The sequence below is a fragment of the Streptomyces sp. NPDC088915 genome (assembly GCF_044749825.1).
Taxonomy (GTDB): Bacteria; Actinomycetota; Actinomycetes; order Streptomycetales; family Streptomycetaceae; genus Streptomyces.
In genome coordinates this window covers 174,277-200,205 of sequence record NZ_JBIVIR010000014.1, presented here as the reverse complement: position 1 = coordinate 200,205, position 25,929 = coordinate 174,277, and the positions used below count along the sequence as shown (strand labels likewise).

Genomic DNA, 25,929 nt, shown 5'->3' with positions numbered 1-25,929 from the left:
CGCGCGCCCCCTCAGAAAACCGCTCCCACCTGCGAAAACAAGGCACCGGGTGCCCCTTTTCGCGGCACCCTGTGCCGACTTTCTCGATCCGAAGAGGTTTTCACCTTCAACCCTTTGATCGATCATCGATCGCCGGTTTACAGTCTTCGGCGGGCCACACCCGGCCCTTCGCCCTGTCCTGCCAGACAAGGGCCCCATCTCCACCCCCACCTGTCCGGAAGGCGGCGATCATGACCGATCCCGTAGGCAAGATTCCGAGCGAGCTCGACCAGCTCCCGGACCGTGACACCGAGGAGACCGCCGAGTGGGCGGCCTCCCTGGACGCCGTCACCAAGGCCGCCGGCCCGCACCGGGCCGCCTACCTGATGCGCCGCACGCTCCAGCACGCCGAGAGCGCGGGCCTCGCCCTCCCCAAGCTCCTGGAGACGGACTACGTCAACACCATCCCCACCTCCGCCGAGCCCTCGGTCACCGAGTTCGGCGGCGACGAGGAGATGGAGCGGAAGATCACCGCGTGGAACCGCTGGAACGCGGCCGCGATGGTCTCCCGCGGCTCCAAGTACGGCGTCGGCGGCCACATCGCCACCTTCGCCTCCGCGGCCTGGCTGTACGAGACGGGCTTCAACCACTTCTTCAAGGGCAAGGAGTCGCAGGACGCCCCCGGCTCCGGCGACCAGCTCTACATCCAGGGCCACGCCTCCCCCGGCATCTACGCCCGCGCCTTCCTCGACGGACGCCTCAACGAGGCGCACCTCGACAACTTCAGGCAGGAGTCCGGCGGCAACGGCCTGCCCTCCTACCCGCACCCGCGCCGCCTCCCCTGGCTGTGGGAGTTCCCGACCGTCTCCATGGGTCTGGGCCCGCTCTCCGCGATCTACCAGGCGCGCTTCAACCGCTACCTGACCAACCGCGCCATCAAGGACGTCTCCGCCTCGCACGTGTGGGCGTTCCTCGGCGACGGCGAGATGGACGAGCCCGAGTCGACCGCGGCCCTCGCGCTCGCGGCCCGCGAGGGCCTGGACAACCTGACCTTCGTCATCAACTGCAACCTGCAGCGCCTCGACGGCCCGGTCCGCGCCAACTTCAAGATCGTGCAGGAGCTGGAGGCCCAGTTCCGCGGCGCCGGCTGGAACGTCGTGAAGTCGCTGTGGGGCAACGCCTGGGACGAGCTGTTCGCGCTCGACACCACCGGCGCCCTGGTCCGCCGCCTCCGCGAGGTGCCGGACGCGCAGGTCCAGACGTACCAGACCCGCGACGCCGCCTACATCCGCGAGGACTTCTTCGGCAAGGAGCCGGCGCTCGTCGAGATGGCGAAGCTGCTGAGCGACGACAAGATCCTGGAGTGCTTCCACCTCTCCCGCGGCGGTCACGAGCCGCGCAAGGTGTACGCCGCGTACAAGGCCGCCCTGGAGTTCAAGGGCGCGCCGACGGTCATCCTCGCGCAGACCGTCAAGGGCTTCACCCTCGGTGAGGGCTTCGCGTCGAAGAACGCGAACCACCAGATGAAGAAGCTCTCCACCGACGAGTTCAAGAACATGCGGGACCTCCTCGGGCTCCCGATCCCGGACGCGCGGTTCACCGACGGCCAGGTGCCCTACGGCCACCCCGGCGCCGACTCCCCCGAGGTCCGCTACCTCCAGGAGCGCCGCGCGGCGCTCGGCGGTCCGGCCCCGGCCCGCCGCGTGCACCCGCTGGCCCCGCTGCCGGCCCCGGCCGAGAAGGCGTTCACCGTCTTCGACAAGGGCTCCGGCAAGCAGTCGATGGCCACGACGATGGCGTTCGTCCGCCTGATCAAGGACCTGATCCGCGACAAGGAGACCGGCAGGCGCTGGGTCCCGATCGTCCCGGACGAGGCCCGCACCTTCGGCATGGAGAGCCTCTTCCCGTCCCTCGGCATCTACTCGCCGAAGGGCCAGACGTACGAGCCGGTCGACCGCGACCAGCTGATGTACTACAAGGAGGCCAAGAACGGCCAGATCCTCAACGAGGGGATCACCGAGGCCGGTTCGATGGCCGACTTCATCGCCGCTTCCACCGCGTACTCCACGCACGGCGAGGCGATGATCCCGTTCTACATCTTCTACTCGATGTTCGGCTGGCAGCGGACCGCCGACCAGATGTGGCAGCTCGGCGACCAGCTCGGCCGCGGCTTCCTCGTCGGCGCGACCGCCGGCCGCACCACCCTGACCGGCGAGGGCCTCCAGCACGCCGACGGCCACTCGCCGGTGATCGCGGCCACCAACCCGGCGGCCCTGACGTACGACCCGGCGTTCGCCTACGAGGTCGCGGCCATCGTCAAGGAGGGTCTGCGCCGGATGTACGGCGAGGCCGCCGAGGGCGAGGACCGGGACGTCTTCTACTACCTCACGGTCTACAACGAGCCGATGCCGCAGCCCGCCAAGCCGGCCGGGATCGACGAGGGCATCGTCAAGGGCCTGTACCGCTTCAACACGGCCGAGTCCGCCGGGGTCGACCTCCCCGCGAACCCCTCCCGCATCCAGCTCCTCTCCTCCGGCACGGCCATCCACTGGGCCCTGGAGGCACAGAAGCTGCTCGCCGCCGAGTGGGGCGTGGCCGCCGACGTGTGGTCCGCGACCTCCTGGACGGAGCTGCGGCGCGACGCCCTGGAGGCGGACGCGGCGCTGCTGCGCGGCGAGGAGCGGATCCCGTACGTCCGCGAGGCCCTGGCGGGCGCCGAGGGCCCGGTGCTCGCGGTCTCCGACTACATGCGCCAGGTCCCGGACCAGATCGCGCAGTGGGTCGAGCAGGACTGGTCCTCGCTGGGCGCCGACGGCTTCGGCCTCTCGGACACCCGCGACGCGGCCCGCCGCCACTTCGGCGTCGACGCGCAGTCGATCGTCGTCGCGGCGCTCGCGCAGCTCGCGCGGCGCGGCGAGGTGCAGGCGTCGGCCGTGAAGGAGGCGCGCGAGCGCTACGGCCTGTAAGGGTCCTTCCGTTCCGCGGGGCGGGCGGCACGCATGATGGAGTCATGCGCGCCGCCCGCCTCATCAAGTTGGTCCTGCTGCTCCAGTCCCGCCCGTCGATGACGGCGGCCGAGCTCGCCGCCGAGCTGGAGGTGTCGGAGCGGACGGTCGCCCGGGACGCGCTCGCGCTCTCGGAGGCGGGGGTGCCGGTGTACGCGGACCGGGGCAGGGCCGGCGGTTACCGGCTCGTCGACGGCTACCGCACGCGGCTCACCGGGCTCGCCCGGGGCGAGGCGGAGGCGCTGTTCCTGTCGGGACTGCCGGGCGCGCTGCGGGACATGGGCCTGGAGGACGCGGCCTCTGCGGCCCGTCTGAAGGTGTCGGCGGCGCTGCTCCCCTCGCTGCGGGACGCGCCCCGCACGGCGGCCCAGCGCTTCCACCTGGACGCGCCCGGCTGGTACCAGGAACCGGCGACCCCGGAGCTGCTGCCGGCGCTCGCGGAGGCCGTCTGGGACGACCGGTGCGCCCGGGTCCGCTACCGGCGCGGGGACGGCACGGAGGTGGAGCGGGAGCTGCGGCCGTACGGGCTCGTCCTGAAGGCGGGCGTCTGGTACGCGTGCGCGTGGGCGGACGGTTCGTTCCGTACGTACCGGGTGGACCGGTTCACGGCGGTGGCGGTGGGCGGGGAGCGCTTCGAGCGCGACCCGGACTTCGACCTGCCCGCCTTCTGGGCGGACCGCTCCCGCGAGTTCACCCGCTCCCTGCTGCGGGCCGAGGCCGTGCTGCTCCTGACGGAGGAGGGGGCGCGGCGCCTGCCGTACGTGACGGACCGGGCGGCGGCCGAGGAGGCGCTCGCGGCGGGGACGGCGGAGGCCGACGGCCGACTGCGGGTGACCCTGCGCGTCGAGAGCGAGGAGGTCGCCTTCGGGCAGCTCCTGGGGCTCGGCCCGGAGGCGGAGGCGGTGGCCCCGGCCGCGCTCCGGGAGCGGTTCGCGGAGGCGGCGCGGGGGCTGGGGCGGCTGTACGGGTAGGGATCGTACGGGCTCGTACGGTCTTGTGCGGGCTTGCACAGGGCTCGTGCGGGCAGGTCCTACCGGTAGTCGTCCACCGACACGTCCTCGTCCGTCTCCTTGGCGACGACGAACCCCCACGCGTCCGGCCGCGAGCCGTCCGCGTCGGTGAAGCCGTACTCCTTCGCGAGCTGTCCGCTGGAGAGGGAGCGGCCGTTCCAGCGGGCCCGGTCGGGGTCGGCGGCGAGGGCGGCGACCGCGCGGCCGACGTAGACCGGGGACTCGGCGACGGCGAAGTCGGGGAGCTTCTCGGCGGCGTCGCGCCAGTTCTCCTCGGTCACCCCGAAGTGGTCCAGCATCTGTTCCGAGCGGAGCCAGCCGGGGGTGAGCGCGACGGCCGTGCCGCCGGACGGCGCCAGCTCGCGCGCGAGGCCGAACGCCATCCGGATCGGGGCGTTCTTGGCGAGGTCGTAGTAGACGTTCTCGCGGTAGCGGGTGGCGTTGTACTCCTGCGTGCCGTCGGTGACCTCGACGAGGAGGCCGCCGGGGTGCCGGGTGAGCAGCGGCGCGGCCGCCGCGCTGGTGATCAGGTGGCTCTTCACGCCCAGCTCCAGCATGCGCAGGCCGTCGGCGAGGTCCATCTCCCAGATCTTCTTGCCGAAGCCGGCGACGACGAGGTGCTCGCCGCCCCAGATGTCGTTGACGAGGACGTCGAGGCGGCCCCGCTCGCGGTCGATCCGGTCGATCAGGACGCGGACCCGATCCGGTTCCAGGTGGTCGGTGGGGACGGCGACGCCCTCGCCGCCGGCGGCCGTCACCAGTTCGGCGGTCTCCTCGATGGTCTCGGTGGTGCGGCCGACCTCGCTGGCCTTCTCGCGGGTGGTGCGTCCGGTCACGTAGACGGTGGCTCCGGCGGTGCCGAGCTGGACGGCGATGGCCCGTCCGGCGCCCCGGGTGGCCCCGGCGACCAGGCAGATCCGTCCGCGCAGGGGCTTGCTGTCAGGTGTCTCGGTGGTCATGGGCCTCACCCTGGCAGGAAAGCAGGACATCTTCTGTCCGGATTCATTTCGGGCTTTCCGGGTGCGTCGTCCCCGCCGGGGCAGGATGCTGGTTCCCGTGATGGACGAGACCGAGTTCTGGAAGATCATCGACGCCGCCCGGGAGGACGCCGAGGGCGACGCCGAGGAGCAGGCGGACCTGCTCGTGGAACGGCTGACCCGGCTGGACCCCGACTCGGTCCTCGACTACGCGCGCCACTTCGAGGCCCGCTACAACCGCGCGTACCTCTGGGACCTGTGGGGCGCGGCGGCCGTGCTGTTCGACGGGGCGAACGAGGAGGTCTTCGACTCCTTCCGCTGCTGGCTGATCGGCCAGGGCCGGGAGGTGTACGAGGGGGGCGTGCACGATCCGGACGCGCTCGCGGAGCTGCTCGACGACTTCGACGTGGAGATCGACGGGGACGGCGAGGAGATCGGCTTCGCGGCGGACGAGGCGTACGAGGCACTGACCGGGGCCGAGACGCCGGACCTGGGCATTCCGATGCCGGGGGGCGAGCCGCTCGGGACCCCGCTCGACCTGGCGGACGACGAGGCCCTGGCGGTCCGCTTCCCCCGGCTGTGGGAGCGCTTCGGGGCGGGCTGACGCGGTGACGCGGTGACCGGGCGGGCTCAGAAGTGGGTGCCGCCGTCGACGCGGACCTCGGTGCCGGTGACGAACCGCCCGTCCTCGCTCGCCAGCATCGCGACGACCCCGGCGACGGTCTCGGGGCCCGCGAAGCCCTGGCCGAGGGCGGGGGCGAGCTTCACGAAGAGCGCCATGTCGGCGTCGGCGGGGAGGCCGGGGCCGACGGACCGGCGGCTGGCGCCGGTGCCGTCGGTCATGCCGGAGGAGATGGAGCCCGGCTGGACGGCGGTGAAGCGGATGCCCTGCTTGGCGTACTCGGCGGCGAGCGCGTGGGTCATGGACTGGATGCCGCCCTTGCTGGCCGCGTAGGCGGACATGTACGGGTGGGCGAACGCCGCCGAGGTGGAGGAGAAGTTCACCACGGCCGGGCCCTCGCCCGCCAGGAGGGCCGGGACCGCCTCGCGTATCACCAGGAAGGTGCCGGTGAGGTTGGTCCGGATCACCTGCTCGAAGGCGTCGAGGGTGGTCTCGTGGGTGTGCGAGGAGCGCAGGATCCCGGCGGCGTTGACCAGGACGTCCAGGCCGCCGAGCGCCTCGACGGCAGCGGCGACGCCGGTCCGTACGGAGGCCTCGTCGGCCACGTCCAGGAGGACGGTGGTGAGGCGGACGGCGGCGGCGCCGGCCTTGTCGGCGGTGTCCTTGAGGCCGTTCTCGCTGATGTCGGCGGCGACGACGCGGCCGCCCTCGGCGAGCATGCGCAGGACGGTGGCCTGGCCGATGCCGGAGCCGCCGCCGGTGACGAGCGCGCGGCGTCCTTCGTAGCGGGCGGCGTGACGGGCTTCGGGGCGGGTTCCGTGGCGGGCTTCGGGGCGGGTTCCGTGGCGGGCTTCGGAGTGGGCGGGGTGGTTCATGGGGTGGCCTCTCGATGGCGGGTTTCACTGACGGGCGCTGCCACCGTACGCCCAAGTGGCACGTTTTGCCATCACTGCATTTCACGCACTCCTGGCAGTCGCGGGCGTACCCTTGGCGGGTGAGCGACACGACGCCCTCCCGGGCCCCCTCCCTGACGGAGCGCCGCAAGGCCGCCACGCAGCTCGACATCGCCCGCGCGGCCGTCGAGCTGTTCACCGAGCACGGCCCGGACGGCACGACGGCCGAGGACATCGCCCTGCGGGCCGGGGTCGCGCTGCGCACCTTCTACCGCTACTTCCGCTCCAAGCAGGACGCCGTCGCCCCGCTCCTCGCGGGCGGCGCCGACCGCTGGCGCGCCGACCTCGCCGCCACCGCGCCGGGCACGCCCCTGGCCGACGCCCTGGAGCGGTCCGTCGCCGCGTCGCTGACCCCGGCGGACGCGGAGGCCGAGGAGGAGCTGCTCCGGACCCGGGGGCTGCTCCGGGCGGCCGCCGACGACCCCGCCCTGCGGGCCGTCTGGTACCGGGTCAACCAGGAGTCCGAGGAGCGGCTGCGCGAGGTCCTCGCCGGGCTCGCGGGCCCGGACGCCGACCCCCTGGGGGTACGGCTCGCGGCGGCGGCGGCCACGGACGCGATCCGGCTCGCCCTGGAGAGCTGGGCGGAGGGGGAGTCGGAGGGCGGGGACGGGAGCGGGGACGAGCCGGCGTCCCTGGCGGTGCGCTGTCTGCGTGAACTGAGCGGCGGGATCGACCTGTTGAGGACGTGACCGGAGGGGCGGGGCGCTCAGTACGCCCGGAGGGGCGGGGCCTTCTCAGTACGCCCGGAGGGGCGGGGCCCTCGGCGGGGCCCCTCAGTCCACCAGGGACCGCCCCATGCACACGTCGTCCACGTACTCCCCGTCGAGCAGGAACTCCCCCGGCAGGACGCCCTCCACCGCGAAGCCCTCGGAGGCGTAGAGCGCGCGGGCCGGGGCGTTGTGGCCGAGGACCCGCAGGGTGAGGCGGGTGGCGCCCCGCTCCCGGGCCCGGTCCACGGCCGCCCGCAGCAGCGCCCGGGCGACGCCCTTCCCCCGGGCGGACCCGGCGACCACGAGGCCCTGGATCTGGAGCACGTGCGCGTGGGAGGCGAGCGGGATGGGCTGCACGACCCGGACGTAGCCGACGAGCACGCCCCCGCGCACCGCCACCAGGTAGTCCTCGGGCGGGTGGCGCTCGTCGAAGAAGGGATCGTACGGCGGGACCGGCGCGGGCACCACCGCGTGGAGGGTGGACCAGGCGGCCCGGTCGAGGGCGCCGAGCCCGGCGTCGTCGCCGCGCCCGGCCGTGCGTATCCGCGTCTCCGGCTCGGTCATGCCGGTCACTGTGCCATGCCCCGCCCCGGAGGGGGCAGGATGGCCCCATGCAGCGTTCCGCCTCCCGCAAGCGTGTCGCCGTCACCGGCGCCTCCGGGCTCATCGGCTCGGCCCTGGTCCGCTCCCTGCGCGCCGACGGGCACGACGTCCTCCGTCTCGTCCGCCGCCCCGCCCGTACCGCCGACGAGGTCGAGTGGGACCCCAAGCGGTTGTACGTGGACGCCGCCGGACTCGTCGGCGTGGACGCCGTCGTGCACCTGGCGGGCGCCGGCGTCGGCGAGCGCCGCTGGAACGAGGCGTACAAGAAGGAGATCCGGGACAGCCGGGTGCTCGGCACGACGGCGGTCGCGCAGGCGCTCGCCTCGCTCGCGGAGCCGCCGGAGGTCCTGGTGTGCGGCACGGCGCTCGGCTGGTACGGGGACACCGGCAGCCGCGCGGTCGACGAGGGCGCCCCCGCCGGGACGGGCTTCCTGCCCTCGGTCTGCGTGGAGTGGGAGGCCGCGGCGGCCCCCGCCGAGGAGGCCGGCATCCGGGTCGCCCACGCCCGCACCGGCCTGGTGGTGGCCCGCGAGGGCGGGGCGTGGGGGCGGCTCTTCCCGATCTTCCGGGCCGGGCTCGGCGGGCGGATGGGCGACGGCCGCCAGTACTGGTCCTTCATCTCCCTGCACGACGAGGTGGCCGCCCTGCGCCACATGGTCGACACCCCGTCCCTGGCGGGCCCGGTGAACCTGACGGCACCCGAGCCGGTCACCAACCGCGAGGTGACGGCGGCGATGGGCCGGGTGCTGCGCCGGCCCGCCCTCTTCACGGTCCCGGCGCCGGCCCTGCGGATCGTCCTCGGGGACTTCGCGCAGGACGTGCTGGGGAGTCAGCGGGTGCTGCCGGGGCGCCTGTTGGAGACCGGTTTCGAGTTCGCGTTCCCGACGATCGACGACGCGATCCGGGCCGCCGCCCGCTGACGCGCCCCCTCTCCGGCCCCTTCCGTGCTCCCCCGTGCCACGCGCACCCCGGTACGCGCTCCTGGCACCCGCGGGAGCGCTGCCTAGGCTCGACGCGGACCGTGAACTCCGGCATTCCGGAGGCCCGTTGGGGGCATAGGCCTCCCACCGGCCGCGCCGACCTGGGGAGGGGCACGTGCTCAGCAGCGCAGACAACACCGTCAGCAGCACGGACAGCACAGCAGGCACCGTCAGCACAGCAGGCACCGTCAGCACAGCAGGCAGCACCAGCACGGCAGGCACCGTCAGCACGACAGGCACCGTCAGCACGACAGGCAGCACCGGCACGGCAGGCACCGCCGGCACAGTCAGCACCATCACCACGGGCGGCTCCGGCGGCTCCGGCGGCACCGTCGACGTCGTGGTCGTGGGGGCCGGAGCGGCGGGGCTCGCGGCCGCCCACCGGCTGACCCGGGCCGGACTCTCCGTCGCCGTCCTGGAGGCGGAGCCGTGGATCGGGGGCCGGATGGCGACCGCGTCCGTCGACGGCTTCCTGCTCGACCGGGTGGGCTCCCTGCTCACCCTGTCGTACGAGGAGCTGCGGGCCCTGCCGGGACTCGGCGGCCTCGCCCTTCGCCCCTTCGCCCCGGGGGTCCTCGTGCACAGCGACGGCCGGTACGCGCGGTGGGGCGTCCCGCACCCGCGCCGGACGGCCGGAGTGCCCCGGGCGACGGGCGGCCGGAGCGTGGGGGGAGCGTTCAGCGTGGCGCGCGCCCTCGCGAGCGCCCCCCGGCATCCGGCGGCCTCGCTCGACCAGGCGCGGCTCGGCGCGTCCCTCGTCCGGCTCGCCGCGACCCCGGCGCAGCGGATCCTCGCCCGGCCCGAGCGGACCGCGCGCGAGGCCCTGGACGCGCGACTGCCCGCCCGGACGGTCCAGGGGGTGCTGCGGCCGCTGCTCGCGGCGCTCCTGGCCGACCCGGACCTGGGCACGTCGAGCCGGCGGGCGGACCTGGCGCTGCGCGCCTTCGCCCGGGGGCGGCTCGCGGTGCCGGAGGGCGGTGCGGCGGCGCTCCCGGAGCTGCTCGCGGCCGGACTGCCGCCGGGCACGGTCCGTACCGGCGTACGGGTCACGGAGGCGTCCGTCTCGCGGGTGACGACGGCGGAGCACGGGGTGTTCCGCTGCCGGTCCGTGGTCCTCGCCACGGGGGCGCGCACGGCGGCGAAGCTGCTGCCGGGGCTGCGGACGCCCGCGTTCCACCCGGTGACGGTCCTGCACCACACGGCCCCCGTCGCGCCCACCGGGGAGCCGGTGCTGCTCCTGGAGTCGGACCCGGAGGGCCCCGTGGCCCACACGGCCGTGATGAGCGCGGTCGACCCGGGCCGCGCCCCGGCGGGACGGACCCTGATCACCTCGACGGTGCTCGGTACGCCGCCGGACGACACGGAGCGGCGGGTCCGCAAGCACCTCGCCACGCTGTACGGCACGTCGACCGACGAGTGGGAGCTGCTGGCGCTCCGGCACACCCCGGACGCGGTCCCGGCGATGCCGCCCCCGCACGACGGCCACCGCCCGGTCCGGCTCCTCGCGGGGCTCTACGTCTGCGGCGACCACCGCGCCACGAGCACCCCCCGGGGCGCCCTCGCCTCGGGCCACCGCGCGGCCCGCGCCCTCCTGACGGACCTGGGCGTACGACTCCCGGCGGAGCCCTCGGCGGTGGAGGTGGCCTGAGGGACGGGCCGGGGTCAGCCGATCGCCGCCACCCGGTCGCGGTAGGCGCGGGCGGCGGCCGCGTCGCGGTAGGGCTCCAGGCGGCGCTCGAAGTCGCGTACGTACTCCACGGCGCGGGCCGAGCGCATCTCGGAGGCCTCCTTGGCGGCCTCGGCGCCGAGCGCGCAGGCCTGTTCCAGTTCGCCGAGGGCGAGCCGGGAGGTGGCGAGGACGACCCGGGAGAAGAGGCGGCTGCGGGCGAAGCCGGGGGCGCGGAGCTGGAGGGCGCGCTCGGCGTGCTGGGCGGCGGTCCGGTGCTGCTGGAGGTCGCGGTGGCAGTGCGCGAGCTCGCCGGCGAGCTGCGCCTCGTCGAAGGTCCGGGCCCAGTACGGCACCTCGTCGCCGGGCCGGGCCGCCTCCAGGGCCCGCTCGGCGCGGACGAGGGAGGCGCTGCACACCCGCGCCTCCCCCAGGACCGCGTGGCCGCGCGCCTCGACCGCGTGCAGCATCGCCTGGACGCCGGGCGGCGCGGCGGGCCCGACGCCCTGCTGGGCGACCCGGGCCAGCTGCACGGCCTCCCGCCCGTGGCCGAGGTAGACGGCCTGGCGGCTCATGGTGAGGAGCACGTACGAGCCGTACGCCCGGTCCCCGGCCGCCTGCGCGAGGCGCAGCGCCTGGACGAAGTAGCGCTGGGCGAGGCCGTGGGCGGCGATGTCGTACGAGGTCCAGCCCGCGAGCCGGGTGAGGTCGGCGGCGGCGGCGAAGAGGCGGCGGCCGGTGGACTCCCCGTAGGTGCCGCGCAGCATCGGCTCGGCCTCGTGCTCCAGGTAGCGGACGAGGGCCTGGCGGGCGTGGCCGCCGCCGTAGGCGTGGTCGAGGGTGCGGAAGAGTTCGCCGACCGAGCGGAGGGCGGCGATGTCGCCGCTGGAGACGCGCTGCCCGGGCCCCCGGTCCGTACCGCGCTGGCGAGGCACGGAGAAGCGACCCTGGTGCGGGACCCGGGGATCGTGCGGGGACGCCCCGGCGGAGGAGGCGGAGGGGCGGGAGGGGGCGGGCTCGCCGCGCGCCACCCGCTCGTCGGCGCGGCCGATCAGCCAGTCCCGGCTGGGGACGACCAGGCCCGCCGGGGTGAAGGCGATCTTGCGGAGCTCGGCGTGGCTGCCGGAGTCCTTGCGCCACAGGCCGCCGACGATGTCGACGGCCTCCTCGGGGGTGGCGGCGAACTCCAGGCCCGCGTAGACGGGCGCGCAGGCGTCGAGGCCGAGGTCCTGGGCGGAGAGCCGGCGGCCCAGGCGGCGGGTGAAGACCTCGGCGATGAGGGCGGGGGTGGTGCCGCGCGGCTGCTGGCCGCGGAGCCAGCGGGTCACGGAGGTCTTGTCGTACCGCAGGTCGAGGCCGTGTTCCAGACCGAGCTGGTCCACTCGTCTGGCGAGGCCCGCGTGGGAGAACCCTGCTTCGGCGATGAGCGCGGCGAGCCGGCTGTTCGGGATGCGCTGCGGGGGTCGGTCCGTCATCGGCTGTGCGGTCTCCTGTTTTCCGGGCCCGGGCGGCACCCCTGCGGACCCTCCTGGGACGGCGCGAATTTAGCGGCCCCCGCGGCCCGTACCACTCCCTTCGCCCCACATTCATCCGATCGTGTGAGGATTGGGGGGACCGCTGACGTGAGCGCTCCCGTCCGCCTCCCCCGGGCCCCGTCCGCCCGCCGGAGGGGCGGCCCCGGCGCCGCCGTACAGTGGCACGGGCGCGAATGACGCATGGTGCCGAACCGGCCCGGGATGATCCCCGGTCCCCGGTCTCCCGGCACAGGAGGAGGCATGGCCGTGAGTGAGCTGCGATTCGTCCGTCTCGGCTTCGGTGAGGAAGCCGTCGACTACCAGGTGGCCTGGGACAGGCAGCGCGAGGTGCACGCCGCGCGGTTCGCCGACGAGATCGACGACACCTGTCTGCTCCTGGAGCACCCGCCGGTCTACACGGCCGGCCGGCGCACGGCGGAGAGCGAGCGCCCCCTGGACGGGACGCCGGTGGTGGACGTGGACCGCGGCGGGAAGATCACCTGGCACGGTCCCGGCCAGCTGGTCGGCTACCCGATCATGAAGCTGCCCCGCCCGGTGGACGTCGTCGCGCACGTGCGCCGCCTGGAGGAGGCCCTGATCCGCACGGCCGCCGACTTCGGCCTGGAGACGACGCGGATCGAGGGCCGCAGCGGGGTGTGGGTCCTCGGAGACCCGGTGCAGCAGCGGCCTTCGCTCGGCGGGCTCTCGCTCGACTTCGACCCGCGCCTGACCGACGAGGAGTTCGACCCGCGCCTGAACGGGCCGGAGTACGCCCCTTCCAACGCCGGCCAGCGCCGCGAGGACCGGAAGCTGGCGGCGATCGGCATCCGGGTCGCCAAGGGCGTCACGATGCACGGCTTCTCGCTCAACGTGAACCCGGACAACGCCTGGTTCGACCGGATCATCCCGTGCGGCATCCGCGACGCGGGCGTCACCTCGATCGCCAACGAGCTGGGCCGGGACGTCACGGTCCAGGAGGTGCTCCCGGTCGTAGAGAAGCACCTGCGGGAGGTCCTGGAGCACGCGGAGCTCAAGCCGCGGGCCGTGGAGCCCGCGACCGCCTGACCCCGGGCCGCCCCGTCCGTACGACCCCGGGAATGCGGGGGCGATGGCCAGAGGTTGGCCGGACGTAGGCAGGCATGGAAGCCACGGGCGTACCCTGGTGTACGCCGAAGAATCGAAGCTACAGGAGCCGATGTGTCCGCAGTCGCACCCGACGGACGCAAGATGCTGCGCCTGGAGGTCCGGAACGCCCAGACCCCCATCGAGCGCAAGCCCGAGTGGATCAAGACCCGGGCGAAGATGGGGCCCGAGTACACGAAGATGCAGGGCCTCGTGAAGAGCGAGGGCCTGCACACGGTCTGCCAGGAGGCGGGCTGTCCCAACATCTTCGAGTGCTGGGAGGACCGCGAGGCGACCTTCCTCATCGGCGGCGACCAGTGCACCCGGCGCTGCGACTTCTGCCAGATCGACACGGGCAAGCCCGAGGCCCTCGACCGCGACGAGCCGCGCCGCGTGGGCGAGTCGGTCGTCACGATGGACCTGAACTACGCCACCATCACCGGCGTCGCGCGCGACGACCTGGAGGACGGCGGCGCCTGGCTGTACGCGGAGACCGTGCGCCAGATCCACCGGCAGACGGCGGAGCGCGAGACCGGCCGCACCAAGGTCGAGCTGCTCGCCCCCGACTTCAACGCGGTGCCGGAGCTCCTGGAGCAGGTCTTCGACTCCCGCCCCGAGGTCTTCGCGCACAACGTGGAGACGGTGCCGCGCATCTTCAAGCGCATCCGCCCCGGCTTCCGGTACGAGCGCTCCCTGGACGTCATCACGCGGGCGCGTGACTACGGTCTGGTCACGAAGTCGAACCTGATCCTCGGCATGGGCGAGACCCGCGAGGAGATCAGCGAGGCGCTCCAGCAGCTGCACGACGCGGGCTGCGAGCTCATCACGATCACGCAGTACCTGCGCCCCTCGGTGCGCCACCACCCGGTGGAGCGCTGGGTGAAGCCGCAGGAGTTCGTGGAGCTGAAGGAGGAGGCCGACGAGATCGGCTTCTCCGGCGTGATGTCGGGCCCGTTGGTGCGTTCGTCGTACCGCGCGGGACGCCTCTACCAGCAGGCGATGGAGCAGCGCAGCCGAGCCGGAGCGTAGGTTGCGGGCCCGCCCGAGGAACGAGGGCGGGCACGCGGCCGGGGCGGTGGCGAGGCGGAGCGTGACCGGGGGCCGGAGAAGCGGGCGGCCGCGCAGAGCGCGTGAAACCGGTGCGTCCGTCGCGCGCGAACCGCGTGTGAATCCGAGCACAAGTAGTTACCGGCCGGTAGTGGCCGGATCCGGTGCGGCCCGTACGACCCCGCAGCTCAGCGGGGCCGTACGGGCCGCACCGCCGTCTCCGCACTGGGCCGACCGGCCGCACCGACGTTTCACCCGTGTTTGACCGCCGGGTCACGCCCTGGTAACACCGATCTGTGAGCCTGGTTTCACACACCGCCACCGCCCGCTCACACCCCCGCCTCGTCTCACCCGCCATCGAGGGAGGACCCCGCCATGCCGGCCGCATCGACGCACGTCCGCGTCACCGCGATCCCGTCCGTCACCGACGCCCTGAGGGCCGTGGAGTCGCTGCTCCTGGGCTCGGGACAGCGCACCGCCCGGCGCAACGCCTGGAACTCCGTCCTGGAGGACCGGCGCCGCGCCAAGGACCGGGTCGAGGCCCAGCACGTGATGGAGGTCGCGTCGGGCCGCGCTTCCCGGGCCACGTAAACTTCGAGACATGGCGAGGAAGGCAAACACGAGCAGCGCTGACGCTGCCAACCCCGGGCGACTGAAGCAGATCGCCCTCACGTACAAGATGACCCGGAAGGCCGACCCGAAGGTCGGTCTCGTCGTCGCGGGCGTGGGCATCGGCGTACTCGGTGTCCTCCTCGCGATCGGCTTCCTCATCGGGCATCCGGTCTACCTGGGCATCCTGGGCTTCGTCCTGGGACTCCTGGCGGCGGCCATCGTCTTCGGGCGACGTGCCGAGCGCGCGGCCTTCGGGCAGATGGAGGGCCAGCCGGGCGCGGCGGCGGCGGTGCTGCAGAACGTCGGGCGCGGCTGGACGACGACCCCCGCGGTCGCGATGAACCGCAACCAGGACGTCGTGCACCGCGCGGTCGGCCGGGCCGGCATCGTCCTCGTGGCCGAGGGCAACCCGAACCGGGTCAAGGCGCTCCTCGCGGCGGAGAAGAAGCGCATGAACCGCGTCGTGGTGGACGTCCCGGTGCACGACATCATCGTCGGCGACGGCGAGGGCCGGGTGCCGCTGAAGAAGGTCCGCACGACCATGCTCAAGCTGCCCCGGGTGCTCACCGGCCCGCAGGTGACCGCGGCCAACGACCGGCTGCGGGCGATGGGCGACCTGATGAGCAACATGCCCCTGCCGAAGGGTCCGATGCCGAAGGGCATGCGGATGCCGCGCGGCGGAAAGATGCGCTGACGCGCCCGACCGAACATGCGAGAGGGGCTCCGGACCACACGGTCCGGAGCCCCTCTCGCATGTGTACGGCGTCAGACGCGGACCTGGACGGCGCCGGAGAGGCGGTCGTGGAGGCCGCGGCCGTCGCGGTCCCAGATCAGGGCCGGGATCGCCAGGCAGACCAGGAGCGAGCGGAGCACCGCGCGCACCGGGGCGAGCCGGCCGCCGCGCACGGAGACGGCGCGCAGGCGGAAGAGGAGCTTGCCGGGCGTGGCGCCGACGGTGCCGACGGTCAGGGCGCTCATAACGAACAGGATGACGAGGGCCCAGTTGCCGGTGGCCTGGCTGTAGCCGTGGGTGATCAGGCCGTATGCGATCAGCATGCACAGGGCCCAGTCGACGGCGAGGGCGCCCAGGCGCCGCCCGGGGCGGGCGATCGAGCCGGGCCCCTCCTCGGGCAGCCCGAGCTGCTGACCGCGGTAGCCGAAGTCGACGCCCGCTTCCTCGGCCGCCGCGCGGGGGCCGGAGAGCCACGATCCGATTGCTTGCCTGTTGTCCACCCGACCACGGTACTGTGCCCGTTTTCGATCTCTTCGGCCCGGGTAGCGGATGGAGGTCCGGTGGCCCCCCGAGGGGCGGGAACCAGGCATGCCCGGAGCAGAACCGGCACCCGGCCCGGTTAACTTCGACGAAACAATTGGGTCATGCTTGAGAAATCCCGTCTGCCTATGGTCGGGTCCAGCGTGTGCCACCGCACTGGCCGCACGAACGAGCTGCAACCCCGCCCCTCCCCGGGCCGGGAGTAGGAGGAGTGGGATGTCCCAGACGCACGGGTTCCAGAACGCCGAAGAGGCTCAGAAGTTCATCAAGGACAACGACGTCAAGATGGTCGACGTCCGGTTCTGCGACCTTCCGGGCGTGATGCAGCACTTCACGATCCCCGCCTCGGCCTTCGACCCGTCGGAGGAGCTCGCGTTCGACGGTTCGTCGATCCGCGGCTTCCAGGCCATCCACGAGTCGGACATGTCGCTGCGCGCCGACCTGTCGACGGCCCGCGTGGACCCCTTCCGCCGCGACAAGACGCTGAACGTCAACTTCTTCATCCACGACCCGATCACGGGCGAGGCGTACAGCCGCGACCCGCGCAACATCGCGAAGAAGGCGGAGGCGTACCTCGCCTCCACCGGCATCGCCGACACCGCGTACTTCGGCCCCGAGGCGGAGTTCTACGTGTTCGACTCGGTGCGCTTCGAGACCTCGGCGAACCAGGGCTTCTACCACATCGACTCCGAGGCCGGCGCCTGGAACACCGGTGCGGAGGAGAACAACCGCGGCTACAAGGTCCGCTACAAGGGCGGCTACTTCCCGGCCCCGCCGGTCGACCACTTCGCCGACCTGCGCTCGGAGATGTCCCTGGAGCTGGAGAACGTCGGCCTCCAGGTCGAGCGCCAGCACCACGAGGTCGGCACCGCCGGCCAGGCCGAGATCAACTACAAGTTCAACACGCTGCTGGCCTCGGCCGACGACCTGATGCTGTTCAAGTACATCATCAAGAACGTCGCCTGGCGCAACGGCAAGACCGCGACCTTCATGCCGAAGCCGATCTTCGGCGACAACGGCTCGGGCATGCACGTCCACCAGTCGCTGTGGGCCAACGGCGACCCGCTGTTCTACGACGAGACGGGCTACGCGGGCCTCTCGGACACCGCCCGCTACTACATCGGCGGCATCCTCAAGCACGCCCCGTCGCTGCTCGCCTTCACCAACCCGACGGTGAACTCGTACCACCGCCTGGTCCCGGGCTTCGAGGCCCCGGTCAACATGGTGTACTCGCAGCGCAACCGCTCCGCCGCCATGCGCATCCCGATCACGGGCGCCAACCCGAAGGCCAAGCGCGTCGAGTTCCGCGCGCCGGACCCGTCCTCGAACCCGTACCTCGCCTTCTCGGCGCTGCTCCTCGCGGGCCTCGACGGCGTCAAGAACAAGATCGAGCCGCTGGAGCCGATCGACAAGGACCTGTACGAGCTGGCTCCGGAGGAGCACGCCAACGTCCCGCAGGTCCCGACCAACCTGGAGGCCGTCCTCTCCGCCCTGGAGGAGGACAACGAGTACCTCCAGGCCGGTGGCGTCTTCACCTCGGACCTGATCGAGACCTGGATCGACTACAAGCGCACCAACGAGATCGCCCCGATCCAGCTGCGCCCGCACCCGCACGAGTTCGAGCTCTACTTCGACCTGTAGGCCGCTTCGGTCTTGGTACGAGCTGTACTTCGACCTCTGAGCCGCGGGGCCCGTCGTACGAAGGCCGCCGCTCCCGGAAGTCCGGGGGCGGCGGCCTTCGCCGTGCTCGCGGCCCCGTCAGCGCCCGTAGCGGATCAGGGTGCGGACCATGCGGCAGGTGGTGTCCGAGGGCGGGTGGATGCCGAGCTGCTCGGCCGTGGTGCGTATCGTCGCGTTCGTGGCCTTCGACGGGACGTAGACGCCGGCGTCGAGCAGGGCGATCGCGAGGCGCATGGCCTTCAGGCGCCGGTTGTGCGTGACGTACCACTCGCGGGGCCGGCCCGCGGGGAGCGGCTGCTTCTGGAGCGGCTTCCAGGGTTCGAGGGACGGCGTCCGGATCACGGCGAGAGCCATGGGCTACCTCCTGGCGAACGGTGGGGCGAAGGCCCTCCTCGGGACCCTCACCTTCACCCATTATTTTACCGGCCCCCACTGACAATCGTCCCTGGCCAGAGTGGGTTTTCGGGGGCACGCAGGGGCTCACGGAGGGAGGTCGCGGGGGTACCGTGTGCGCCATGGAGATCTGGATCAATCCCGCCTGTTCCAAGTGCCGCGGCGCCCTCGCCCTCCTCGACGCCGAAGGGGCCGGGTACACCGTCCGGCGCTACCTGGAGGACGTGCCCTCGGCCGGTGAGATCCGGGAGGTGCTCGGGCGGCTCGGACTCGAACCGTGGGACATCGCCCGGACCGGGGAGGCCGAGGCGAAGGAGCTCGGGCTGGCGGAGTGGCCCCGGGACGCGGAGCACCGCGACCGGTGGATCGGGGCCCTCGCCGCCCACCCGAAGCTCATCCAGCGGCCGATCATCACCGCCGAGGACGGCACGGCCGTCGTGGGCCGCTCCGAGGAGGCCGTACGGGACGCGCTGTCCCGCCGCTGAGGGCGAGTCGGGTCAGGGCCGCGCCGTCAGCCGCTCCGCCTCCGTCAGGATCTCCGTGAGGCGGAGGCCGAAGCGGGCGTCGCAGGGGTGGGGGGTGCCCGTGCGGGCCGAGGTGACCAGGGCGTCCACGGCCGCGCCGAAGGCGTCCACCGCGCCGTCCCAGCCGGGCATCTCGACGCGGCCCTTCGTGCCGAACAGGGTGAGGGCCGCCTCCGCCGCCTCCGGCGGGGCGCTGAGGGTGAGCGTGGCGGTGCTGCTCGCCCCCGACGCGTGGCGCAGGACGAGGTGGTGGGTGTCCTGCGGGCCGGGCGCGGCCGTGATCGCCGTGACGTCCCCGAGGACCGGCAGGTAGACCGAGAGGACGTGCGGGCCGACGTCCCACAGGCCGCCCTTCTCGCGCCGCCAGGGCGAGGCCGCGTACTCGCTCGTGGAGCCGGAGCCGTACAGCGAGCCCAGCCAGTGGGCCTCGCCCAGGAACCAGCCGTCCGCCGCCGCCTGCTCCTCGATCCAGGAGGCCGTCGGCTCCGCGAACCGCAGGGTGCAGAAGACCACCGACGCGACCCCCGCCGCCGCCACGGCGTCCGCCACCTCGCGGGCCCCGGCCACCGTCGTGGCGACCGGCTTGTCCAGGAGGACGTGGCAGCCGGCGGCCGCGGCCCGCACCGCCAGCGGGGCCTGCACGTCCGGCGGCAGGGCCAGGGCCACGGCGTCGCTCGCCGCGAAGAGCGCGTCCACGTCCTCGTACGCGCGCGTGCCCGACGCGGCGGCCAGCGCCTCCGCCGCCTCCGGGCGCCGCCCCCACACCCCGCTGAACTCGACGCCGGGATGCCCGGCCAGCGCGGGCGCGTGGGTGTGCCCGGCCCAGGGGCCGGTGCCGAGGAGTCCTATGCGGGGTCTCGCCCCGAGCTTCTTCGCCATGGTCACAGTCTGCCGGGTGGCTCCGCCGGGTGAGGGGGCGCGGCCCTGAAATCCCCTGGCCCCGCCCCTCCCGACCGCGCTAGCGTTCCCCCGCCGGCCGCGGGACTCCGGCGCGACTTCCGGAACCTGCCTCTGAAGCAACGTCTTCGCTGTTCGCGCCCTCATTCCCCGGCCGGCGCCCAGAAGGGGGAGATCCGTGTCCGAGCTCGTCGCCGCCGAGGACGTGCTCCTCTTCGTGAACGCCGCCGTCACCGCCACCGGACAGCGCGAGTTCCGCTCCTCCGCCGGCGAGCAGCGGCTCTCGCTCGCCTTCCTCCACGAGTACGTACGGGTCAACTACCGGCCCGTGTACGCCGCCGCGCTCGCGCTCGACATCAACGACCACAACGCGGCCCTCGTCGTCGAGCACCTGCTGCGCACCCCGGCGGAGGCGGAGCCGGGCGAGGGACGGCTGATCGCCGCCCGGCTCGCCCTGCTGCCGCCGCAGCGGGTCTACCGGCTGTTCCGGGCGCTGCGCGCGGCCAAGGTCAACAACCGGCGCACGCGCGCGATCGTGCGCGAGTGGCTCGCGGCCCGCCCCGACCCGGCGCTCGACGCCGTGAAGTACCGGGGCGACCTGAAGGCCGCCCTCCGGCACGTCCACGGGCCGCCGGCCGACCCCGAGACGGGGGACTTCCTCTTCGCGCCCCGCCGCCGCGTCCGGTACGGCCACCCGCTGCTCGACGCCCACCGCCGGGCGCACTACGAACAGGGCGCGCTGTACGAGCTGCCGTTCACCGTCGCCGAGGGGTTCGCCGCGCGGCACGGGGTGCCCCGCGCGCTGTTCCTGGAGCGGATCGCGCCCCGGATGACCCGGTTCGAACGGCTCCGCACCGCGCGCGCGGCCGGGGCGGCGGGTGACCTGTCCGCCATGCCGCTGACCCGGCTCGCCGTGTACGTGCTGTCCCTGCCCCTCGCCGAGCGGGTCGCCCGGCGCGGCGAGCTGACCGGGGCGCTGCGGGCCGCCGCCCGGCGTGCGGCCGGGCCGCACGCGGGGAGCTGGGGGCGGGTGGCGGCCGTGCTCGACGACAGCTTCTCGTCCTCCGGTTCGGCGGTGAAGCGGCGCCGCCCGCTGGCCGTGGCCCTGGGCTGCCACTTCCTCCTGGAGGCCCTCGCGGCGCCGGGCGCGTACACCCCGCTGTGGACCTCGGGCGGGGACGATCCGCTGCTCGTCCGGCCGTACGGGCCGACCCCGCTCGGCCTGCGGGTCCTGGACGCCCTGGAGAGCGGCCCCGAGCGGCTCGTGATCGTCTCGGACGGCTGGGACAACGCCCCGCCGGGGCTCGCGGGCGAGGTGCTCCGGGTGTGGCGGACGCGGCTCGATCCGGAGCGGCGGACCGGTGTCGTGCACCTCAACCCCGTATACGACGCCGGGGGCTTCGACGTGCGCCGGCTCGCGCCCGGCGTGCCGACCGCCGGCATCCGGGACGCGGAGGACCTGGCGGCCCTGGTGGAGATCGCGCAGTTCGCGGAGGGGCGGACGGGGTTCGCGGAGCTGCGGGCCTATCTGGACCGGCGGGTGGAGACGTTCCTCGCGGGAGGTGGAGGGTGACCCGGATCGATCTGACCGGACTCGACGCGCGGCCCGCGCAGGTGTGGGGCGGGGTGCGGCTCGTGCCGCTCGTGCGGGCCGAGCCGGTCCCCGGCCTCCGGCTGCGCCGGGAGGTGTACGAGGGGCCCGGGGCGGCCTCGGTGGAGCTCGGCGACCGGGCCGCGTACACCTCGTACGTCCCGCACGGCTTCGTCGCCGACTGGTCCGGCTCCGGGCAGGACGGCGAGTCCGCCGCGTACGGCACCCGGCTCGGGGACGCGGCGCCCCCGTGCGTGCCCGTGCGCCGTGTCCACCGCCTGGCCAAGCGCCGGCGGGGCGAGCGGCGGCTGCGGTTCCTGCCGCTGCACCTCGCCCTGGAGGGTTATCTCGCGCTGCACTTCGGCGGGCCGTCCGTGGTCTGGGACGACTGGTCCCGGGAGGCGGTGCGGCGGGGGCTCTCGCCGCGCGCCGAGGCGGCGTACGCCGGATGGGACGTGCCGGGGCTCGGGGAGGCGCTGCGGGTGTTCGAGCTGCACCCGGGCCAGTGCGGGGTGCTCGTGTACGCGGCCGACGCCCTGGCCGCGGCCTTCGTCGTGCCGCACCCGGAGGACTACCGGGTCCTGCACCCGACGCTCGTCGAGGACCTGTACGGGGAGCTGGTCCACCAGTACGCGCACTACGGCGCCCCGGTGCCGGAGTTCGCGGCGCGGATCCGGGACGGGGCCGGCGGGATCCGCACGCTCGCGGACCTGCGGGCGGCGGCCCTGGGGCAGGAGCGGGCCTGGGCGGCGGCGCACGACGGGCTGATGGCGCGGGACCTCCTGGAGACCCCGTACGCCTTCGAGCGGGTGTACCGGGCGGGGGCGTTCGACCTGTACCGGTTCCTGCCGCCGTTCGGGCGGGACGGGCGGGAGCAGCACATCGGGGAGCTGATCACCGACCACAAGGGGCGGACGGCCTATCTGAAGACCTTCCGGCTCTCGGAGAAGCAGGTCAGGAAGGGGTACCTGCTGCACCGGCTCGCGGACCGCGACTGGCACCTCGGGCGGACCGCGGAGGCCCTGGGCACCCCGTACGCCGAGCTGGTGCGGCGGATCGAGGCGGCGGGTCTGGGCGGGCTCCTGGACGCCCACGTCGTCGCACGGAAGGCGAGGGAGGCGCGGGAAGGCTGAGTAACACGGGGTTCACAAACGGGCAACCGACGGGAAATCCCGTGTTGCGAAGCTGCGGTCCGAAAGCAACCGTACGGTCCGGCCCCGGCCGGGGCCGTGCGGAGACCGCAGCTTCTCGCAGCGCCGCGAGCCGCCGCGGGCAGCCCCTCCCGCCGCCTCCGGGCGCCGGGGGAAACCCCAGCAGCACGCCACGCGCCCTAAGGATGAGCCCCGTGACCTTCAAGGCTGAGTACATCTGGATCGACGGCACCGAGCCGACCGCGAAGCTCCGCTCCAAGACGAAGATCATCGCCGGTGCGGGCCTGGCGCTCGACGAGCTGCCGATCTGGGGCTTCGACGGTTCCAGCACGAACCAGGCCGAGGGCCACGCCTCGGACCGCGTCCTCAAGCCGGTCTTCGTCTGCCCGGACCCGATCCGCGGCGGCGACGACGTCCTGGTCCTGTGCGAGGTCCTCAACACGGACATGACGCCGCACTCGTCCAACACGCGCGCCGCGCTCGCCGAGGTCGCCGCGACGTACGCCTCGCAGGAGCCGATCTTCGGCATCGAGCAGGAGTACACCTTCTTCGAGGGCACCCGCCCGCTCGGCTTCCCGGTCAACGGCTTCCCGGCCCCGCAGGGCGGTTACTACTGCGGCGTCGGCGTGGACGAGATCCACGGCCGCCCGATCGTCGAGGCGCACCTGGAGAACTGCCTCAAGGCCGGTCTCGGCATCTCCGGCATCAACGCCGAGGTCATGCCCGGCCAGTGGGAGTTCCAGGTCGGCCCGCTGGCCCCCCTGGAGGTCTCGGACCAGCTGTGGGTGGCCCGTTGGCTGCTGTACCGCACGGCCGAGGACTTCGATGTCGCCGCGACCCTGGACCCGAAGCCGGTGAAGGGCGACTGGAACGGCGCGGGCGCGCACACCAACTTCTCCACGAAGGCGATGCGCGAGGGCTACGACGCGATCATCACCGCGTGCGAGTCCCTCGGCGAGGGCTCGAAGCCGCTCGACCACGTCAAGAACTACGGTGCCGGCATCGACGAGCGCCTGACGGGCCTGCACGAGACCGCCCCGTGGGACGAGTACTCCTACGGCGTCTCGGACCGCGGCGCCTCGGTCCGCATCCCGTGGCAGGTCGAGCAGGAGCGCAAGGGCTACATCGAGGACCGCCGCCCGAACGCCAACGTCGACCCGTACGTGGTGACCCGCCTCATCGTGGACACCTGCTGCGAGGCCCTGGCGAAGGCCGGCCAGGTCTGACCGGAGGCTCTCCGAGCGTCTTCCGGAGGGGCGCCCACCGTTTCGTACGGTGGGCGCCCCTTCCGTCATGTGGGACGGATGACACCAGGTTCGGCCCGTCCGGGGGTCGTCCTGGTGTTTCCCTTCTGGTTCAATAGGGATATGGCCAACTTGCAGAACGACACCGCGACGGGTCGTCACGACCTCGAGCCGTTCTGGCCTTCCCGGCAGCATCACGACTTCGACCGGGTGTGTTGCCGCGCGAGGAACGCGTCGGCCCTCTAAAGCCCCGATCGGCCCTGTCCGATCCCCGGCCTTCGGCCGACGCGCACGACGTACGACGCCTGTCCGTCCGTTTCTCCGCGCGAAAGAGCTGACCTGCCATGGCCCACACCCAGAGCGCCTCCCTCACGGCCGTCCGTCCCGGCCGGCACCGACTGCGTGCCGTCGATCCGAACGAGGTCGTCGACTTCTCCCAGGTGGCGGACTTCCTGCCGCCCGGTGCCACCCTGCTGCCCGCGCCGCAGCACGCGCTGCCCACGCTGCCGGGCCGCCCGCCGATGGTCGGGTACCTCGTGCTCGTCCCGGCCGACCAGCAGCCGCACCTGCCCGTGGCCGCCGTCCCCTCCCCCGTGACCGCGCCCGTCGCGGCCGAGGAGCGGGGGCCGGTGACCATCGACGACGTCCAGCGGGTCGCCGTCGTGGACGGGCAGCCGCTCGACCTGACGTACCTGGAGTTCGAGCTCCTCGCCCATCTGGTGGCACACCCCCACCGGGTGCACACCCGCGACCAGTTGGTCACGACGGTGTGGGGCTACGGACACGTCGGCGACGGGCGGACGGTCGACGTCCACGTGGCCCGGCTGCGCCGCAAGCTGGGCGCCGAGCACCGCCACACGATCCAGACCGTGCGGCGGGTCGGCTACAAGTACACGCCCTGATCGGGCGGTTCGGCCGGTTCTCTACCTCGCCCTCGTCCTCGCCTTCGCGGTGAGGGCGAGGGCGAGGTCGACGGCCAGGAACAGCAGCAGGCTGATCCCGAGGAGCGGGACGAACCGGGCCACCAGCAGCGTCGCCGCCGCGAGCGGGAGCAGCAGGGTGACCGGGACCTTCCGCCAGGCCCCGCGCGCGGCCGGGCGGCCCGGGCGGCGCAGCCACCACATCCGGTAGCCCCAGAGGACCAGCAGGACGAGGGCGAGCGCGAGGGCCGCGAGCAGCAGTTGGTTGAACAGGCCCAGGAAGACGCCCGTGTGCGCGTCGATGCCGATCCGGGTGAGCTTCGCGAGCAGCGGGTAGTCCGCGAAGGCGAGCCGGTCGAGGACCCTGCCGTCGGCCGGGTCGAGGGCCACCGAGTCGAGTTCCAGGGGGAACTGCGTGTCGGTCTCCTTGACCACGTACCCCTTGCCGTCGGCGGGCAGGACCACCGAGATCCGCGGGCTGTCGATGCCGGCCGCGCGGGCCGCCCCGACGGCCTCGTCCACGCCCACGTCCGCACCTTGGGCAGCGGGAACGGTGGCGCCGCCGCCGTGGCCCTCGTGCCCTTCGTGGCCGGTGGGCGCGTCGCCGACCGTCGCGGTGAGGACGGGGGTCGCGCCCCCGAGGCCGTCCTGGACGGCGCCGATGTTCTCGCCCGCGTACCGCGACCAGGTCAGGCCCGTCGCGGAGAGCAGGACGAGGCCGGCCGCCGCCCACAGGCCGACCGAGCCGTGCCAGGAGAGGGTGCGGCGGCGGGAGGCCGGGCCGCCCTCCGGCACGAACAGGGCGCGGCGGTTCTTCCGGCGCCGGCCGATCCAGAGCAGCAGGCCGCCGAGCGCTATCACCCACAGCCAGCTCGCGGCGAGTTCGCTGTAGTTGCGGCCGAACTCGCCCAGGTGCAGGTCGCGGTGGAGCCCGTCGATCCAGGTGCGCAGCGGCAGGGCGCCGGAGCCGCCGTAGCTGGGCAACTGTCCGCGGACCTCCCCGGTGTACGGGTCGACGAAGACGGCGAGCGAGGTGTCCTCGGGGACGTCGGGGTCGGCCATCAGGACCCGGGTCGTCGCGCCGGGTTCGGCGCCGGGCCAGACGGCGGTGACGGTGCCGTCCGGGTTGGCCGCGCGGGCGATGTCGACCTGCCGGGAGAGCGGCAGGGTCGCGTCGCCGACGGGGACCTCCAGCTCGTGCGCGTAGACCACCTTCTCGGCCTGGAAGGAGAGCGCGTAGAGCAGGCCGCTGAGGGCGGCGACGAGGAGGAACGGGGCGACGAGGACGCCCGCGTAGAAGTGGAGGCGGAGGAGGAGGGGGCGCAGGGCGCTCCAGGTGGTGGGCTTGCGGGGAGCGGGCGGAGTGGGGTCCGACGGCGGCGCCTCGGGCGTTTCGGATGTTTCGGGTGTTTCAGGGCGTGCGGGATCGTCGATCGTCACGGATGACCGTCCTGGT

24 protein-coding genes are annotated in these 25,929 nt (G+C 73.5%); 16 read left to right on the top strand and 8 right to left on the bottom strand.

Annotation, left to right across the window (positions count from 1 at the left end):
- Window positions 1-230 precede the first annotated feature (230 nt).
- Window positions 231-2,945, top strand: coding sequence for a pyruvate dehydrogenase (acetyl-transferring), homodimeric type (gene aceE / locus ACIP5O_RS25060; protein WP_401296858.1), 2,715 nt, complete (start codon window positions 231-233; stop codon window positions 2,943-2,945).
- Window positions 2,946-2,989: 44 nt separating this feature from the next.
- Window positions 2,990-3,955, top strand: a complete 966-nt coding sequence (locus tag ACIP5O_RS25055; protein WP_401296856.1) for a helix-turn-helix transcriptional regulator — start codon at window positions 2,990-2,992, stop codon at window positions 3,953-3,955.
- Between the two features lie 59 nt (window positions 3,956-4,014).
- Here ACIP5O_RS25055 and ACIP5O_RS25050 read toward each other — a convergent pair whose 3' ends face one another.
- Window positions 4,015-4,953 (bottom strand): SDR family oxidoreductase, encoded by a 939-nt coding sequence (locus tag ACIP5O_RS25050; RefSeq protein ID WP_356543727.1) that lies wholly within the window; start codon window positions 4,951-4,953, stop codon window positions 4,015-4,017.
- A gap of 100 nt (window positions 4,954-5,053) precedes the next feature.
- Between ACIP5O_RS25050 and ACIP5O_RS25045 the strand changes: the two genes are divergently transcribed.
- Entirely contained in the window at window positions 5,054-5,575 is a 522-nt protein-coding gene (locus tag ACIP5O_RS25045) for a DUF4240 domain-containing protein (RefSeq protein ID WP_401296976.1), read from the top strand.
- Window positions 5,576-5,601: 26 nt separating this feature from the next.
- On the opposite strand, the gene ACIP5O_RS25040 is transcribed toward ACIP5O_RS25045, so the two are convergent.
- Complete coding sequence (locus ACIP5O_RS25040; protein ID WP_401296854.1) at window positions 5,602-6,468, bottom strand: SDR family NAD(P)-dependent oxidoreductase; 867 nt, start codon at window positions 6,466-6,468, stop codon at window positions 5,602-5,604.
- A gap of 119 nt (window positions 6,469-6,587) precedes the next feature.
- On the opposite strand from ACIP5O_RS25040, the gene ACIP5O_RS25035 reads away from it, so the two are divergent.
- Window positions 6,588-7,235 carry a TetR family transcriptional regulator gene (locus ACIP5O_RS25035; RefSeq protein WP_401296853.1) on the top strand — a complete coding sequence of 216 codons (648 nt, stop codon included), beginning with the start codon at window positions 6,588-6,590 and terminating at the stop codon, window positions 7,233-7,235.
- Between the two features lie 84 nt (window positions 7,236-7,319).
- Here ACIP5O_RS25035 and ACIP5O_RS25030 read toward each other — a convergent pair whose 3' ends face one another.
- A complete protein-coding gene (locus ACIP5O_RS25030) occupies window positions 7,320-7,820 on the bottom strand; it encodes a GNAT family N-acetyltransferase (RefSeq protein WP_401296851.1) in 501 nt (166 codons plus the stop codon).
- A 47-nt stretch (window positions 7,821-7,867) separates the two neighbouring features.
- On the opposite strand from ACIP5O_RS25030, the gene ACIP5O_RS25025 reads away from it, so the two are divergent.
- Complete coding sequence (locus tag ACIP5O_RS25025) at window positions 7,868-8,779, top strand: TIGR01777 family oxidoreductase (RefSeq protein WP_356543731.1); 912 nt, start codon at window positions 7,868-7,870, stop codon at window positions 8,777-8,779.
- 355 nt (window positions 8,780-9,134) lie between these two features.
- The gene (locus ACIP5O_RS25020) at window positions 9,135-10,487 is read left to right on the top strand and encodes an FAD-dependent oxidoreductase (RefSeq protein WP_401296974.1); all 1,353 of its coding nucleotides are present in this window, start codon (window positions 9,135-9,137) and stop codon (window positions 10,485-10,487) included.
- 14 nt (window positions 10,488-10,501) lie between these two features.
- Here ACIP5O_RS25020 and ACIP5O_RS25015 read toward each other — a convergent pair whose 3' ends face one another.
- Complete coding sequence (locus tag ACIP5O_RS25015) at window positions 10,502-11,980, bottom strand: regulator (protein ID WP_401296848.1); 1,479 nt, start codon at window positions 11,978-11,980, stop codon at window positions 10,502-10,504.
- Window positions 11,981-12,286: 306 nt separating this feature from the next.
- Between ACIP5O_RS25015 and lipB the strand changes: the two genes are divergently transcribed.
- The 4 genes from lipB to ACIP5O_RS24995 all read left to right on the top strand — a co-directional run bounded on the left by lipB (window position 12,287) and on the right by ACIP5O_RS24995 (window position 15,494).
- Window positions 12,287-13,084: a lipoyl(octanoyl) transferase LipB gene (lipB, locus tag ACIP5O_RS25010; protein WP_401296847.1), complete on the top strand. Its 798-nt coding sequence runs from the start codon at window positions 12,287-12,289 to the stop codon at window positions 13,082-13,084.
- Between the two features lie 132 nt (window positions 13,085-13,216).
- Window positions 13,217-14,170 (top strand): lipoyl synthase, encoded by a 954-nt coding sequence (gene lipA / locus ACIP5O_RS25005; protein ID WP_401296845.1) that lies wholly within the window; start codon window positions 13,217-13,219, stop codon window positions 14,168-14,170.
- A 393-nt stretch (window positions 14,171-14,563) separates the two neighbouring features.
- Window positions 14,564-14,779, top strand: a complete 216-nt coding sequence (locus ACIP5O_RS25000; protein ID WP_053650069.1) for a hypothetical protein — start codon at window positions 14,564-14,566, stop codon at window positions 14,777-14,779.
- 10 nt (window positions 14,780-14,789) lie between these two features.
- The gene (locus ACIP5O_RS24995; RefSeq protein WP_356543738.1) at window positions 14,790-15,494 is read left to right on the top strand and encodes a DUF4191 domain-containing protein; all 705 of its coding nucleotides are present in this window, start codon (window positions 14,790-14,792) and stop codon (window positions 15,492-15,494) included.
- A gap of 71 nt (window positions 15,495-15,565) precedes the next feature.
- Here the strand turns inward: ACIP5O_RS24995 and ACIP5O_RS24990 are convergent, their stop codons facing one another.
- On the bottom strand, window positions 15,566-16,033 hold the full coding sequence (locus tag ACIP5O_RS24990; RefSeq protein ID WP_401296843.1) for an RDD family protein: 468 nt from the start codon (window positions 16,031-16,033) through the stop codon (window positions 15,566-15,568).
- Window positions 16,034-16,289: 256 nt separating this feature from the next.
- On the opposite strand from ACIP5O_RS24990, the gene glnA reads away from it, so the two are divergent.
- The gene (gene glnA, locus ACIP5O_RS24985) at window positions 16,290-17,714 is read left to right on the top strand and encodes a type I glutamate--ammonia ligase (protein WP_401296841.1); all 1,425 of its coding nucleotides are present in this window, start codon (window positions 16,290-16,292) and stop codon (window positions 17,712-17,714) included.
- 117 nt (window positions 17,715-17,831) lie between these two features.
- On the opposite strand, the gene ACIP5O_RS24980 is transcribed toward glnA, so the two are convergent.
- Window positions 17,832-18,107 carry a hypothetical protein gene (locus ACIP5O_RS24980; RefSeq protein ID WP_366375410.1) on the bottom strand — a complete coding sequence of 92 codons (276 nt, stop codon included), beginning with the start codon at window positions 18,105-18,107 and terminating at the stop codon, window positions 17,832-17,834.
- Between the two features lie 161 nt (window positions 18,108-18,268).
- On the opposite strand from ACIP5O_RS24980, the gene ACIP5O_RS24975 reads away from it, so the two are divergent.
- A complete protein-coding gene (locus ACIP5O_RS24975; protein ID WP_401296839.1) occupies window positions 18,269-18,631 on the top strand; it encodes an arsenate reductase family protein in 363 nt (120 codons plus the stop codon).
- A gap of 12 nt (window positions 18,632-18,643) precedes the next feature.
- Here ACIP5O_RS24975 and ACIP5O_RS24970 read toward each other — a convergent pair whose 3' ends face one another.
- Complete coding sequence (locus tag ACIP5O_RS24970) at window positions 18,644-19,549, bottom strand: Gfo/Idh/MocA family protein (RefSeq protein ID WP_401296837.1); 906 nt, start codon at window positions 19,547-19,549, stop codon at window positions 18,644-18,646.
- A gap of 196 nt (window positions 19,550-19,745) precedes the next feature.
- Between ACIP5O_RS24970 and ACIP5O_RS24965 the strand changes: the two genes are divergently transcribed.
- The 4 genes from ACIP5O_RS24965 (at window position 19,746) to ACIP5O_RS24950 (ending at window position 24,455) form a co-directional block, all read left to right on the top strand.
- Window positions 19,746-21,140 carry a hypothetical protein gene (locus ACIP5O_RS24965; RefSeq protein WP_401296835.1) on the top strand — a complete coding sequence of 465 codons (1,395 nt, stop codon included), beginning with the start codon at window positions 19,746-19,748 and terminating at the stop codon, window positions 21,138-21,140.
- Window positions 21,137-22,291 carry an ARPP-2 domain-containing protein gene (locus tag ACIP5O_RS24960; protein ID WP_401296833.1) on the top strand — a complete coding sequence of 385 codons (1,155 nt, stop codon included), beginning with the start codon at window positions 21,137-21,139 and terminating at the stop codon, window positions 22,289-22,291. The genes ACIP5O_RS24965 and ACIP5O_RS24960 overlap by 4 nt, the downstream gene beginning before the upstream one ends.
- Before the next feature lie 212 nt (window positions 22,292-22,503).
- Entirely contained in the window at window positions 22,504-23,535 is a 1,032-nt protein-coding gene (gene glnII / locus ACIP5O_RS24955; RefSeq protein WP_401296831.1) for a glutamine synthetase, read from the top strand.
- A 362-nt stretch (window positions 23,536-23,897) separates the two neighbouring features.
- Complete coding sequence (locus tag ACIP5O_RS24950) at window positions 23,898-24,455, top strand: winged helix-turn-helix domain-containing protein (protein ID WP_125665693.1); 558 nt, start codon at window positions 23,898-23,900, stop codon at window positions 24,453-24,455.
- Between the two features lie 21 nt (window positions 24,456-24,476).
- Here ACIP5O_RS24950 and ACIP5O_RS24945 read toward each other — a convergent pair whose 3' ends face one another.
- The gene (locus ACIP5O_RS24945; RefSeq protein ID WP_401296829.1) at window positions 24,477-25,913 is read right to left on the bottom strand and encodes a PepSY-associated TM helix domain-containing protein; all 1,437 of its coding nucleotides are present in this window, start codon (window positions 25,911-25,913) and stop codon (window positions 24,477-24,479) included.
- Window positions 25,914-25,929: the final 16 nt, after the last annotated feature.